The 12,513-nt window shown below is 66.3% G+C and carries 13 protein-coding genes and 1 tRNA gene; 4 read left to right on the plus strand and 10 right to left on the minus strand.

The window, feature by feature from the left end:
- Window positions 1-120 precede the first annotated feature (120 nt).
- From KEC57_RS18205 to KEC57_RS18220, 4 genes are read right to left on the minus strand one after another with little or no spacing between them, the layout of a single operon-like run.
- On the minus strand, window positions 121-435 hold the full coding sequence (locus KEC57_RS18205; RefSeq protein WP_229386123.1) for a hypothetical protein: 315 nt from the start codon (window positions 433-435) through the stop codon (window positions 121-123).
- A gap of 29 nt (window positions 436-464) precedes the next feature.
- On the minus strand, window positions 465-716 hold the full coding sequence (locus KEC57_RS18210; RefSeq protein WP_229386124.1) for a hypothetical protein: 252 nt from the start codon (window positions 714-716) through the stop codon (window positions 465-467).
- Complete coding sequence (locus KEC57_RS18215) at window positions 713-1,048, minus strand: hypothetical protein (RefSeq protein WP_229386125.1); 336 nt, start codon at window positions 1,046-1,048, stop codon at window positions 713-715. Before KEC57_RS18215 ends, KEC57_RS18210 begins: the two co-directional genes overlap by 4 nt.
- Entirely contained in the window at window positions 1,045-1,644 is a 600-nt protein-coding gene (locus KEC57_RS18220) for a hypothetical protein (protein WP_229386126.1), read from the minus strand. The genes KEC57_RS18215 and KEC57_RS18220 overlap by 4 nt, the downstream gene beginning before the upstream one ends.
- Window positions 1,645-1,739: 95 nt before the next feature.
- On the opposite strand from KEC57_RS18220, the gene KEC57_RS19200 reads away from it, so the two are divergent.
- Window positions 1,740-1,976, plus strand: coding sequence for a helix-turn-helix domain-containing protein (locus tag KEC57_RS19200; RefSeq protein WP_372457108.1), 237 nt, complete (start codon window positions 1,740-1,742; stop codon window positions 1,974-1,976).
- On the opposite strand, the gene KEC57_RS18225 is transcribed toward KEC57_RS19200, so the two are convergent.
- A tRNA-Lys gene (locus KEC57_RS18225) sits at window positions 1,938-2,010 on the minus strand. The genes KEC57_RS19200 and KEC57_RS18225 overlap by 39 nt on opposite strands.
- Before the next feature lie 92 nt (window positions 2,011-2,102).
- On the opposite strand from KEC57_RS18225, the gene KEC57_RS18230 reads away from it, so the two are divergent.
- The gene (locus KEC57_RS18230; protein WP_229386127.1) at window positions 2,103-2,930 is read left to right on the plus strand and encodes an inositol monophosphatase family protein; all 828 of its coding nucleotides are present in this window, start codon (window positions 2,103-2,105) and stop codon (window positions 2,928-2,930) included.
- A gap of 59 nt (window positions 2,931-2,989) precedes the next feature.
- Entirely contained in the window at window positions 2,990-3,577 is a 588-nt protein-coding gene (locus KEC57_RS18235) for a hypothetical protein (RefSeq protein ID WP_229386128.1), read from the plus strand.
- 7 nt (window positions 3,578-3,584) lie between these two features.
- Here the strand turns inward: KEC57_RS18235 and KEC57_RS18240 are convergent, their stop codons facing one another.
- Window positions 3,585-4,781, minus strand: a complete 1,197-nt coding sequence (locus tag KEC57_RS18240) for a glycosyltransferase (protein WP_229386129.1) — start codon at window positions 4,779-4,781, stop codon at window positions 3,585-3,587.
- A gap of 253 nt (window positions 4,782-5,034) precedes the next feature.
- Between KEC57_RS18240 and KEC57_RS18245 the strand changes: the two genes are divergently transcribed.
- A complete protein-coding gene (locus KEC57_RS18245) occupies window positions 5,035-6,360 on the plus strand; it encodes a flavin monoamine oxidase family protein (RefSeq protein WP_229386130.1) in 1,326 nt (441 codons plus the stop codon).
- A 116-nt stretch (window positions 6,361-6,476) separates the two neighbouring features.
- Here the strand turns inward: KEC57_RS18245 and KEC57_RS18250 are convergent, their stop codons facing one another.
- The 4 genes from KEC57_RS18250 to KEC57_RS18270 form a co-directional block, all read right to left on the minus strand.
- A complete protein-coding gene (locus tag KEC57_RS18250) occupies window positions 6,477-7,592 on the minus strand; it encodes an MFS transporter (RefSeq protein ID WP_229386205.1) in 1,116 nt (371 codons plus the stop codon).
- Between the two features lie 1,060 nt (window positions 7,593-8,652).
- Window positions 8,653-9,582: a type II toxin-antitoxin system death-on-curing family toxin gene (locus KEC57_RS18260; RefSeq protein WP_229386131.1), complete on the minus strand. Its 930-nt coding sequence runs from the start codon at window positions 9,580-9,582 to the stop codon at window positions 8,653-8,655.
- A gap of 1,603 nt (window positions 9,583-11,185) precedes the next feature.
- Window positions 11,186-11,701, minus strand: coding sequence for an RNA polymerase sigma factor (locus KEC57_RS18265; RefSeq protein WP_229386132.1), 516 nt, complete (start codon window positions 11,699-11,701; stop codon window positions 11,186-11,188).
- 23 nt (window positions 11,702-11,724) lie between these two features.
- Window positions 11,725-12,354: a hypothetical protein gene (locus KEC57_RS18270; protein ID WP_229386133.1), complete on the minus strand. Its 630-nt coding sequence runs from the start codon at window positions 12,352-12,354 to the stop codon at window positions 11,725-11,727.
- Window positions 12,355-12,513 lie beyond the last annotated feature (159 nt).

Here is a 12,513-nt window from a genome sequence, read left to right on the forward strand (position 1 = left end):
CGATGACGATGGTCTGCATGTCTCTCCTTCGGTTGAGCCGGCGCGCGATCGCGTCGGCGATGAGGTAGCCCCAGAGCACGACGGATGCCGGGATCCAGAACCACGCGGGCAGGGTGTCGATCACCAGAGCGCCCCTGCAACCTGGCCTGCGGCGTGCTCGACGAATCCGGACGGATGCTGCACGTCGTCGCGGTGGAACCAGAGTCGTTGCGCGTTGCCGTCGTCCGTCAGGCATTCGGCGTAGAGCAGGTGTGTCTGCCCGTTCTCCCACCACTCCAGCCACAGCTCGACGACGGTCGCTTCGAGGCGAGGCGCGGGCCGCGCAAGCGAGTACTCGAGGGCGGTGCAGTTGCGCGCCGAGTACTCGACGCGCTGCCCGACGCTGAAGACGACGCCGCGCCAGGTGTGCTCGTGTAGCTGCTCGGCGTGGAACATCGGCGATGGGAACCGCGGATCGCGTGGGCTCATCGGAGCACCGCCCGTTCGAGCGCGGCTTTGACGGTCGCGGTCGCTTCGAGGTCGAACGCGAGGGCCTGGTCGATCCAGGACTCGTGCCCGTCGACGAGGACCACGAGCGTCTGGGTTGCGGTGATCACTTCGCGGGCGTCGGCGACATCGGCGGTGGTGATCATCAGCGGGATGGTGTCCTCGGTGAGCGTGATGAGATCCAGCAGCAGCTCGACGCAGGACACCTGCGCGAGTGTGGGCCGGGTCATCGGGTGACCGTCCAGGCGAGTACCGCGATGGTGACGGCGACCATGCCGGCCACGCATCCGCCGGCGGCTGCGAGGTTGAGTCGCCATGTCGGGTCACTCATCAGCCGTGCCAGGCCGCGCGGCTGGGCCGCGTGCCGCGCGGACGGCGTCTCGTCCTCGTTCGGCTGCGGCTCGCCCCAGACCAGCAGCGCCCAATCGTGGGCGAGGTCGATGCGCTCTTGCTCGGTGAGGGGTGCTTCGCGGGTGTGCAGCTCGTGGCACTCGCAGCAGCAGCCGCCGGACTCGGCGCACGCGAGGTGCTGCCCGTCTCGGCAATCCAGTGTGAGGCTCATGCGCGGATCTCCGTCACGCAGCCGAGACGACAGTGTCGCTCGGTGACCATCTCATGGCCGCACGTGCCGAGAATCGGCGCGGTGCGCCTCCGAGAGTTATCCACAGGCCTCACGTGAGGTACTTGGGAATCTTTAGATGTTCTTAGATGGTCTTCTTTAGTCGTCGGATTTCCAGGCACGGTCGGGCCTACGTAGGTTCCACCTACGTAGGCTTTTCCGTCATAGGTGGGAGACGGGCGCTCGAGGCCTGACAGCACCGGCGCTGCGGGCGGCACGTCCCACGGGTCCGTGAGGGTCCAGACCGTGCCGCCGAGGCGCCCCCTGCGGCGCTCACGGTGACGCGTGAGGTAGCCCTCGCGCTCGAGCTCGGTGACCATCGTGCGGATGGCGTCACGTCCCTCAGTGCCCGTCGCAGACAGGCTCTGGATCGATAGCTCGAAGCCGACGTCGTGCGTCATCAGCTCGCCGAGCAGACCGCGTGCCGCCCGACTCAAGCGCCGGTCACGCAGCCAGGTGTTGGGAAGCTGGGTGAAGTCTCGCTCGAAGCGCATACGCTCGCGGTGGAGAACTCCCCCGTTGGGGTTGGTCGTAGTCACGTGCCCACGATCCTGTGCACATGTGTACAACCCTGTGGATTGCCGTCGGCGTGTCGAGATATTGGGCGCGCTACTATCGCCGTATGAGCATGACGATGCAGTGGACGTTGGGCGAGCTATTGGCGAAGTGGCGCAAGGATGCCGGACTCGATCAGACGCAGATGGCCGAGCGGGTCGGCGTAGCGCGGAACTCGATCAGCAACTACGAGAATGGGCGATCCGTACCCACGTTCGACGTGGTGGCTCGGATCGCCCATGTAACGGGTGGCAGCCTGGATTGGCTTGCACAGATGTGCACCCCCTGGGACTTGAACCCAGAACCCACTGATTAAGAGTCAGTTGCTCTGCCGATTGAGCTAGAGGTGCGTTGTTCACACGAGGCGAACGAGGACCAACATTAGCATCACGATCGCGTCTCGTGAAATCGAGGGCCGGACCGCGCCGGTATCGTTGATCCCGTGACCTCCCCTCTCTCGCAGCCGTCGTTCGACACGCCGTTCGAGGGGGATCTGCAGGCCGATCTCGAGTTCGCGCTGCGTCTCGCGGACGCTGCGGATGCAGCATCCATGAGCCGATTCGATGCCTCGGATCTCGACATCCGTCTGAAGTCGGACGCCAGTCATGTCACCGAGGCCGACCTCGCCACGGAACGGGCGATCCGCGCGCTCATCGAGGCCGAGTGCCCGGGCGACAGCGTGTTCGGCGAAGAGTTCGGGATCACGGGCGAATCGGACCGTCAGTGGATCATCGACCCGATCGACGGCACCGCGAACTATCTCAAGGGCATCCCGATGTGGACGACCCTCATCGCGCTCGCGATCGATGGCGTGCCTCGTGTCGGCGTTGCCAGTCAGCCCGCGATCGGGCGCCGCTGGTGGGCGGCTACCGGACTCGGAGCCTGGACGAACGCTCCCTCGGGCTCACCCAGGCGCCTTGCCGTCTCGGGTGTCGAGACCATCGCAGACTCGAGCGTGAGCTTTCAGAGCATCGGGCAGTGGCGAGAAGCCGGCGAACTCGATGCGCTGGAGCGCCTTACGAGTTCGGTGTGGCGCGACCGCGGCTACGGCGACACCTGGCCCTACATGCTGCTCGCCGAAGGCCGCCTCGAACTCGTCGCCGAGTTCGGCGTGAAGGAGTACGACATCGCCGCCCTGGTGCCGATCGTGACCGAGGCGGGCGGCCGCTTCACCTCGTTCGCAGGGAACGACTCGCTCGCCGAGCGCTCGTCGCTCGCCACGAACCGGGTGCTGCACGACGCCTACCTCGATCTGCTTCACGCCGACTGATCCGCCCGCACGAACCTCCCCGCACGATCCTCCCTCGATCCCTCCCCGGAGTCCCCGCGATGATCCCCCCACGCACTTCCCGCCTCGGTGTCGCCGCCGCTGTGCTCGCCCTGACAGCCCTGCTGACGACGGCATGCTCCGGCGCGCCCGAGGGTGAGCCCGAAGCAACCACGACGGCGCCGACGGCGACCGCTCCCGCGCCCGCGGCATCGGCGACCCCCGATTCCGAACCGGAGGCGACAGCCGAACCGACCTGCGAGACGATCATCGGCCAGAGCGTGGTCGATTCGTTCGAGAGTGTCAACTGGACTTCGCAGGCCGAGCCGTTCTACATCGGCAGCCTCGAGGTGCCCGACGGGCTGCAGTGCGTCTGGGCCGACTTCGAAGGACCCGCGGGCGACCACGGTCAGATGTTCGGGTGGGCCGCCATCTCCGACGCCGATGCCGTCGCCGCGCAGCAAGAGCTGCTGAGTCAGGGCTGGGTGCGCGAGGAGTCCGATCAGGGCGTCTACATCACCGAGAGCCCCGACACCACGATCGCGACCGACGAAGAGGGATACGGCATGACCTACCTCTTCGCCGCCGGCGCGGTGAAGCTCGCCGATACGAAGCAAGGCCTTCTGCTCATCGAGTGGCCGAAGAGCTGATGCTCGGTCAGGCCGCGGCCTCCTCCGACTGAATCAGCTGTCCGAGGGCGCAGCGGTACTCCGCGATCATGCGATCGCGACCGAGCCTCGGTCGTGCGGCGAGGGCGGCATCCCGCCAGCTGCCGCGGTGTTCCAGCACCCGGAGCCACGCCGCGGCGATCTCGTGCGGATCGTGCGGAGTGACCAGACCGATCCCCTCTACGGCTCGGGCCGCGTCGCCGACGTTCGTGGTGACGGGTGTCGCACCGCAGGCCGCCCCCTCGAGCAGGCACAGCGGGGATGCCTCGCCGAATGCGCTCGTGAGTGCCACGATGTCGGCGATCCCGTAGAGCGCTGGCATGTCGTCGCGGATTCCGAGCGGATGCAGGGCGGACGACGGTCCGAGGGACGCGTCCTCGGCCAGTTCGCGCAACGCAGGGTTGTCCCACGTCATGCCCGCGCCGCACAGTAGGAAGTGGGCGTCGGGCCGCTGCGCCCGGAACACCGCGACCGCCCGCAGGAACAGGCCGGGGTCCTTCATCGCGTCGAAGCGCGCGACGAAGGCGATCACCGGGGCGTTCATGGGAATGCCGAGATTGGCCCGCGTGTCCGCCTCATCGACGTCGGAGTGCGGGGCGAACCGGTCGGTGTCGATGCCGTTGGCGACGACGTAGCGGTCGTGCGCGGCGACCCCCGCCCTCGCGTAGGCTTCGCTCGTCGAGTCGGCGCACGATATCGTGGCGGTCACCAGGCCCGTCTCGGATGCTTCCGCGAGCCATCCCAGCGCCGGTCCGGAGTGCATCGGGTCAGAGCGATGCAGGCATGCCGCCACCGGGATGCCGGGCATGAGACCGCGATCGCGGAGGGCCAGCAGCAGGCCGATCGGCTGCTCTTTGAGCGAGAGGATCACGTCGGCGCGCCGGACGGCGCGACTCGCGATCTCGAGCTCGCTCTCGGTGTACGAGAAGCGATCCGGAGGCGCATCGCCGGCGGTTCGTCCGAGCGTCGCCACGTCGATTCCCGCGCGTGCGAGCCGCTGATACCGCGCGTCGTCCACCATCGGCTGCAGCGTCGCCTCACGACGCGTGCGAGACGCGATGGCCAGCACGTTGTGCACCTGGTCGCCGCCTGCGTGGAGTCCCGCGATCAGGTCGCTGTGCAGGATTCGCGCGCCCCCGGCGAAGAACCCCTCGTACAGCGAGAGCACTCGCACAGGTCGGCTCATCGTGACACCTCTCGGATCGTGGAATGACCCCGAGGGGCCGATGGACACGTTCCGGCCCCGACGCCGAATGGACCAATGCTCGGGCCTGGGCGCGAAGATGTCGATGAACCCGAAATGTGCAAACGGTGAACGATACGTGCGCTCCTCTCGCCCCCCGGCCGACGCCCAGCCCTCTCGGGTCGCGCGAGATCAGGCCTGTCGATAGCGTCGGATACACGCTCGTCCGGGGCGCTGGACGGGAGGAAGATCAGTGATGGATCATTTCGACACGATCGTGGTCGGCGCTGGAGTCGCGGGCCTGACGGCTGCCCGCCTGCTGACGAAGGCCGGCCGTCGTGTCGTGGTGCTCGAGGCGCGCGACCGCGTGGGCGGGCGGGTCTCGACGGATCGCCACTTCTACGGACTCGTCACCGATCTCGGCGCATCCTGGATCCACGGCGTCACCGACAGCCCGGTCGCCGCGGCGGCCGAGGCGTTCGGCATGCGCACGGCGGAGTTCACCGTCGGTGGCTATCAGCCCGACAGCCGCCCGATCGCTTACTACGGTCCGGACGGCGAGCGTTTGACGGATGCCGCCGCCCGGGCTTTCGCGGATGACATCCACACGGTCGATGCCACGCTCCTCGCGGTGGTCGCGGACTCGGCTCCGGATGCGTCGTACCGCGACGTCACCGAGACGGCCCTCGCGGCACAGGGCTGGGATGCGGAGCGGACGCAGCGCGTGCGCGAGTACCTGGAGCATCGGTCGGAGGAGCAGTACGGGGCATGGATCGAGGATCTCGCCGCCCATGGTCTCGACGACGATTTCATCGAGGGCGACGAGGTGGTGTTCCCCGATGGCTACGACCGCCTCCCGCGCCAGCTCGCTGCCGCGCTCGATATCCGCCTCATCCACGTCGTCTCACACGTGCGGTGGTCCGAGGACGGAGTCACCGTCACCACCGACCAGGGCACGCTGACCAGCGACACCGCTGTGGTGACGGTGCCGATCGGCGTGCTGAAGGCGGCTGATTTCGTGATCGAGCCGCCTCTGCCCGAACCCGCCGCGGGCGCCTTGAGCCGACTCGAGATGAACGCCTTCGAGAAGGTCTTCCTGCGATTTCGGACCAAGTTCTGGGACGACGGTGTCTACGCGATTCGTCAGCAGGGACCCGAGAGCCGGTGGTGGCATTCCTGGTATGACCTGACGGCGCTTCACGACACCCCCACCCTGCTGACGTTCGCCGCGGGGCCGGCGGCCGTGCAGACGCGCGACTGGACCGAAGAGGAGATCGTCGAATCGGTCCTCGCGCAGCTGCGCCGGCTGTACGGCGACAGGGTGGAGCGGCCGACTCACGTGCACGTCACGGATTGGCAGGATGACCCGTTCGCCCACGGCTCTTACGCCTACATGACGGTGGGCTCGACGACGGCGGATCACGATGACCTCGCGACGCCTGTCGGCGGCGTGCTCCACATCGCCGGCGAAGCGACCTGGACCGACGACCCGGCGACGGTTCCCGCGGCGATGTACTCCGGACACCGTGCGGCGACGAACATCCTTCAGCGCGACATCCCGATCGACGAGGTGTGGCGCTGACGAGTTCAGCCCCGTTGCTGACGATGGCCCCGGCTACCGCTGACTTCAGCGGGATCCGGGGCCTTCTCGTGACCGGGCCTACCGATGGCTCAGGTTTCCGACTCGTTCTCGGCGTCTCACGAGCTGGTTGAGTCGCTCGGACATGAAGAGGCCCAGTGCGACCAGTACGGCGAGGAACAGCGGGAAGGTCCACATTCCCGTCCACGTCGAGATGGCGCCAACAACGGTGGCGCGAACGTGGAGCCGGTATAGGCCGCGGCCATTTGGATGCCGATGATGGCCTGCGAGTTGCGGCGGCCGAAGTTGATCGGAGTGGAATGGATGATCGCGGGGTAGATGGGCGCGCAGCCGAGTCCGAGAACCACGAGCCCCACGAGTGCAAGCACGGTGGTCTCCAGCGGAAGCGCGAGCATGACGACGTCGAGGCCGACCGCCACGAAACCACCACGGATCATCTGCTGGTCTCCGACTCGGTCGGCGAAGAAGCCGGCCAAGAACCGCCCCGCAGTGATGCCGAGCAAGAACAGCGAGGCGAAGGCAGCCGCAGTCGCCGGGGCGACTCCGCGATCGGTGACCAGGTACGTCGATGCCCAGAGGATCGCCGTGCTCTCGAGCGCGCAGTAGGCGAGGAAGGCGGTCAGGATCAAGACGACGCCGGGAATACGGATCGCCCGCGCGAGCGGGACATAGGCTCTGCCCCGTCCGGACGCCTGATCACCGGCGTATTGCGCTTGGTCGATCTCCGCGGCTCGACTGCTCGGAACGATGGGGTTGACCTTGTTCCACAGGGGGATGCTGATCAGCAGCATGAACGTGAGAACGGCTTGGATGAGGCCGACGATGAGGTACGCATTGGACCAGCCCGACCCGGAGGCGAGGGCGTAGCTCATGATGAAGGGGCTGATCGACGCGCCCAACCCCCAACACGCGTGCAGCCAGTTCATGTGTCGGGCGGCATAGTGCACGGCCACGTAGTTGTTCAGGGCCGCGTCCACGGCGCCGGCTCCCAGACCGTAGGGGATCGCCCACAGGCACAGCATCCAGAACGATCCGGAGACGGAGAATCCCACGAGTGCCGCCGCCGTCATCCCGACACTGACAGCCGTCACGGCCCCGACGCCGAATCGGCGGGTGACCCGCTCGGACGCGAGGCTCGAGAAGATGGTGCCGCCGGCGATGATCATCGTGATGATTCCGGCGAAGGCGATGGGGACGCCGAGGTCCTGGTGCATCACCAGCCAGCCGGCTCCCACGAGGGAGTCGGGAAGTCCCAGGCTGACGAAGGCGATTTAGATGATCGCCAGGAGGAGCGAGCACGGCTGGGTGGTCTGCCTTTCATGGACATCAGGGCATCACAGAACGCGACCGAACGGCGCGATGATTCCAGCGTATTCGCCGCAACGACCCCGACCGCCGCAAGCGGATCATCGACGCGTGCCTCGAGGTCATCTCACGCGTCGGTGTCGCAGGCCCGTCCCATCGAAGGGTCGCCGCCCAAGCCGCGAGTCCCCCGGCGAGCCCAACACCCGGAAAAGCGAAACGGGCCGCGGAAACATGCAGCTCTGCGGGGCATGCTGCGACAAGTACATGCATTGAAAATCGCCCACATTCAGACCAAACGCGGGCGATCTGTGGGCGATTCGGCGGAGGCTGGCCTCGACATCGATTCTGCGCACGAACACCCTGCCACGACTTGCCGGCAGTGCTCGCCACAGCCCTCTCCTCCTAGGCTACGCCGCTCGGCGATCCGCGGCCAGCCCTCGCGGACGGCGTCAGCGCCCGATCGACGGTCCCGCGGATTCGGTTGCAGGTCTCTCGAGTGATCAAGTCGGTCGCGAGCCCCTGCTGCCGCGCCTTCGCCATCATGCGCGTCGCGGTGCTGACGCTGACGTCGAGCTCGCTGGCGACGAACTTGAGCGGCGCCAGGTCGACGGTGGAGGCGATCCGATAGAGAACGACAGCCTCAGTGATGGCCTCTGCGGCGGTGCGCTCCCCGCCTGCACGTCAGCGAGATAAGCAAAGAACGACTTCGGCTCGCCCTCGCCGCGCGAGACGGTGACCACGCGCGTCGCTGACGCCGCCACTGCCCATTGGACGCGCGCCTCGCGCTCGTCGGCGTGGACTATCGAACAATCAGCTCGGCATCGACAGTGGGACGATTCCGACCGTCCAGCTCGGCATCGACAGTGGGACGATTCCGACCGTCCAGCTCGGCCCGATACGGATGATCCCACGAGCGGCGCTGCTACGGAACTTCGGCGTCAAATCCTGAGCCGGCGGCGGGAGCACGGTTTACGCGTCTCCGGCCAGCATGCTGACGAGGAGGGCGATCATCAGGTCCTTCTCCTTGGGGTCGCTCATCGCGATCATCAGGGTGATCGCGGCAAGCGCGTTGTTCGAGATCCGGGCGACTCCGCGCTCGACATCGAGCACGCCGTTTCGGGCGAGGAAGTGGACGAACAGCGCCGCGGCGCTGCGCTTGTTCCCGTCGGTGAGCGGGTGATCCTTGACGACGAGGTAGAGCAGATTCGCCGCCTTGTCCTGGACGGTCGGGTAGAGGTCCACTCCCCCGAATCTCTGGTAGATCGTTGTCACCACCCCGCGCAGGGCGTCGCCGCGCTCGCCTCCAAACAGGGTGTCGGCGGGGAACTCCGCACCGATCTCGTCGATGAGGGTGCGGGCTTCGTCGTATGTGAGCGTCCAAGTCGGTGCGTCGCCGGCTGAGGTCGGGATCTCGCCCTCGTCGTAGTCGCGGAGGGTGCGCAGACTCGGCAGGTATCGTGCGACGACTTCCGCGACGCCCGCGACCAGCTGATCGTTGGAGCGTGAGAGCACCTGTACGAGCGAATCGAGCTCTCGAAGTCGGCGCTCGTTCGTCGCGACGCCCTTGAGGAGGTAGCGCTTCAGGACATCGGTCGCCCAACGTCGGAACTCGATCGCGCGCGCGGAGTTGGCTCGGTAGCCGACTGCCAGCACGACGTCGAGGCTGTAGAGGGTGACGAGGCGGTCCGACCCAGCGATATGCACTTTCTGCATATTGCTTTCGGCGGCGACTTCCTCCGCTCGGAGGATGTTGCGGATGTGACGAGAGACGCCCGACTGATCGATCCCAAAGAGCTCCTCGATATCGGCCTGGGACGCCCACACCGTTTCGCCCTCACTGCGCACTTCGAGGGAGACCACTCCATCGGTGGACTCGAAGATCTCGATCGCCGACGTCATTCTTTTAGTTCACCATGAAGCGCCGACGCGAGCATGCCGCCCGTGCGGATCCGTCGCGCGGACAATCAGCCGCCAAGCGGTCCGCGGGGGTGCAGTGCCCGGAGCGAGCGGTTGCTGATAGGTCATGGGTGGGGAGTCGGCTCGATAGGCGGCCAGCCACGGCCGGAGCGCTGGAGATGTCAATGTGGAGCACGCGCAGCGAAGCGAGCATGAACGACATTGACATCTCCAAGCGCAGGCTGAGGATTGGCCGTCGAGGCGATGGCCTGTCGTGATCACTTGCGACTACCGCTGGTGACGCAGCAGTCCCGATCGCCGTTTCGGCGGGTGAGGAGGTCCGTGATGTTGCTGCAAATAGCGAGCGGAGGGAACGGAGCCGCCAACGACTGTTTACCCTCTCGCCGTCGGAGGGGAGGAATCCGCCCATCCCAACTCGATGACAGTCGTTCTCACCCACTCCTCGGACTGACTTGCTGGTTGCCATGGCCGCTCTGAGATCCGCCGTCGCCACGCTATCGTGGGGCGCGCAATCGCAGCGCTCGGCGTCAGCGTGCTGTTCGTGCCAATCATCACTTATGGGTGGTGTGCCGACGGTGTGGAGGACGGGGCTTCGACCTGCGCTGGTCATACGTCGTCAACGGCACGACGAGCCTTGACGCAGCCCACAGGAGGGTCGACGACCGGAGCGCAGCGGAGGCAGGAGGCTGCCGCGAAAGCCCGGAACGCCGCGGTGGGTGCCCACTCTCGCGGTCGGTGAAGGATCACTGCCCCAAGGCCGCGATGACGTGAAGGTTAGGACTGTGTCGAACGTTTACTGAGCGCTTGACGGCTGAGTCCCGACCAGCTGGAGAGCATCACCCACGACACGTCGGTCTTCCGCAGCGCACTCACCAGGCCGTGCGCTCACGCAGCAGCGTTCGCCCCGAACGATGCAGCTTCTCGAGTTGCTTCGAGATGTCGCGAAGCATGTGAGCCCATCTCGCTGCGTCCCCCACTCCAGCTCGAGTTCACGCCGTGCATCTGCCTCGAGCTGCAACCGCCGGAGCTCTGCCGCGTGATGTCGAGCCGCCGTGGCGGCGCTGTCATTGGCTTCGCGCTGACGCGCGTAAGCTGCCTGACGCCGTGCATCCAGCTTCGAATTCCTACTCCGAGCCATGCAACCAGGTTTAAGCGTGATCCCGCTTTCCACAAGGGTTCGCGACGGTGCCCACAGAAGTGCCTGCGCGCATCGCTGATCGTCTCGTCGGGGGGCGGCAGGGTAGGAGACGGCGACCGGGTAGCCCTTCAGAAGTGCGTTTAGGGTTCCCTCCCGAGCATCTCCATCGAGCGGTTTGCACGGGCGTCCCGTGCGGCGACGATTGCGCCGTTCCATGCGATCGACTTCGCGCACAGGTGCCGACCGTTCACGGCACGGTGCCCGACCGGTTATCGGTCGTGGGTCGAAGCTACGATGCTGCTGTTGGTGTGCTCCGCTGGTGGAACCGATACCGCGATTGAGAACGTCGGAGGCAGTTGGACTGCGTCGGGTCTGATGAGCGGCCTATTCACGATGCTCCACCTCTCGCTCCGCGTCCGGGCCCGTGCGGATGACTCGGTTGCGCGCTCATCGCGTGCTGGCCGCTTCCTGCCAGCGTGCTTCGCCTGGTTCGTGGACGCCACCGAGGATGCCGCGTAAAAGGGACTTGGCTCGTTGGTATCTCCCTCGAGCAGTCGAAGGGTTGATCTGCATGATCCCTGCCGCTTCGATGATGGAGAATCCATCCCAGTGGATCAGACGTACAAGTTCCGCGTCCTGGGGGTCGAGGCGCTCGATCGCGTCCCGGACGTCGCTTCCTGAGTCAGCAGAGCTCCCGACCCGCGGCGCGGCGAGTGTGGCAGCCGCAAGCTTCGCTGTGAGTTCTCGCTCTCGGGTGTACGTCCTCACCCAGTTCGCTGAGACATTCCGGGCGGCGACGAACAGCCACATCCGAGCGGCTTCTGGCACCTCCGGTATGTGGCCGATGCGCCGCCAGGCAATCGCCATCACCTCCGCCACCGCATCGGCCGCGTCGTCGTAGTTGAGACGCCGCTGAAAGTAGCGAAGAAGGTCCGGGGCCTGTTCAGTGAGCAACCGCGTCACGCGTGCCGCGTCAGCCGGGGCCTTCACCACTCTGCTCCCGGGCAGTGGAACTGGCCCTCTGACATCAGATCCCCCGTGTCCACGCCGGACTCTGTGAGTTTCGATTCCAGGTCCTCGTGAATCAAACGCCATGCAGCAAGCCGGTATTCGCTATCCGCGCTGATTGCGACGGCGTTCGCAGCGCCATCCATCGTGCCATCGCTCGCTGCCGTGGCCTCTTCCTCTCGGATCTGCGCGACCATGGCCGCCACGTTTCCGGGGTTCAGAAGCTTCGATGTGTCGAGCGAGCGGTAATGGGCGGTGACCACTTCAACCGCTTCGGCGTCGAGGCCTTGTGTGTTTCCAACGCGATACTCGCACTGGGCGCCGCTCGGCAACGTAAAGTGCGCGACCGCGTCGGGCGTCTCCGCCCAGAGCGGCCAAACCCCGGTGACCGCCGCCGTGGCAGTCGTGGCTCCGCCAATGATGAGAAGACTCATCACGCCCACCGCGAGAGGTCGCCGCCAAGAACGCCGCCCTCTTCGACTGGTCGGCATTGATCGCGCAACGAGGAGATCGAGCTGGTGCGCTACCTCGGGTGTCATTTCCGACGTCGGCGGGACAGCGTCGTTCAGCAACAGGTCTAGGGGATCACGGTCGGTGACTTCGGACATATCAGCTCGCCTCCTGAAACAGATTCACTCCGTACGTGTCAGTCACCACATCAAACGTCCACCATGCGTCAAGATTCGTCGACACAATTCCCTGACCGCTCGGTGACGGATCGACATCCGCGCAGCGTGTGGGGTATTGCCGCGTCAAGGATCCAAGCG

Source organism: Microbacterium allomyrinae, assembly GCF_020682705.1.
GTDB classification, from domain to species: domain Bacteria; phylum Actinomycetota; class Actinomycetes; order Actinomycetales; family Microbacteriaceae; genus Microbacterium; species Microbacterium allomyrinae.

Coding starts and splice junctions, on each gene's coding strand:
- KEC57_RS18210 (WP_229386124.1), bottom strand. CDS start 716: ATGACCCGGCCCACACTCGCGCAGGTGTCCTGCGTCGAGCTGCTGCTG.
- KEC57_RS18240 (WP_229386129.1), bottom strand. CDS start 4,781: ATGAGCCGACCTGTGCGAGTGCTCTCGCTGTACGAGGGGTTCTTCGCC.
- KEC57_RS18235 (WP_229386128.1), top strand. CDS start 2,990: ATGATCCCCCCACGCACTTCCCGCCTCGGTGTCGCCGCCGCTGTGCTC.
- KEC57_RS18205 (WP_229386123.1), bottom strand. CDS start 435: ATGTTCCACGCCGAGCAGCTACACGAGCACACCTGGCGCGGCGTCGTC.
- KEC57_RS19200 (WP_372457108.1), top strand. CDS start 1,740: ATGCAGTGGACGTTGGGCGAGCTATTGGCGAAGTGGCGCAAGGATGCC.
- KEC57_RS18260 (WP_229386131.1), bottom strand. CDS start 9,582: ATGACGTCGGCGATCGAGATCTTCGAGTCCACCGATGGAGTGGTCTCC.
- KEC57_RS18215 (WP_229386125.1), bottom strand. CDS start 1,048: ATGAGCCTCACACTGGATTGCCGAGACGGGCAGCACCTCGCGTGCGCC.
- KEC57_RS18270 (WP_229386133.1), bottom strand. CDS start 12,354: ATGTCCGAAGTCACCGACCGTGATCCCCTAGACCTGTTGCTGAACGAC.
- KEC57_RS18250 (WP_229386205.1), bottom strand. CDS start 7,592: ATGCACCAGGACCTCGGCGTCCCCATCGCCTTCGCCGGAATCATCACG.
- KEC57_RS18245 (WP_229386130.1), top strand. CDS start 5,035: ATGGATCATTTCGACACGATCGTGGTCGGCGCTGGAGTCGCGGGCCTG.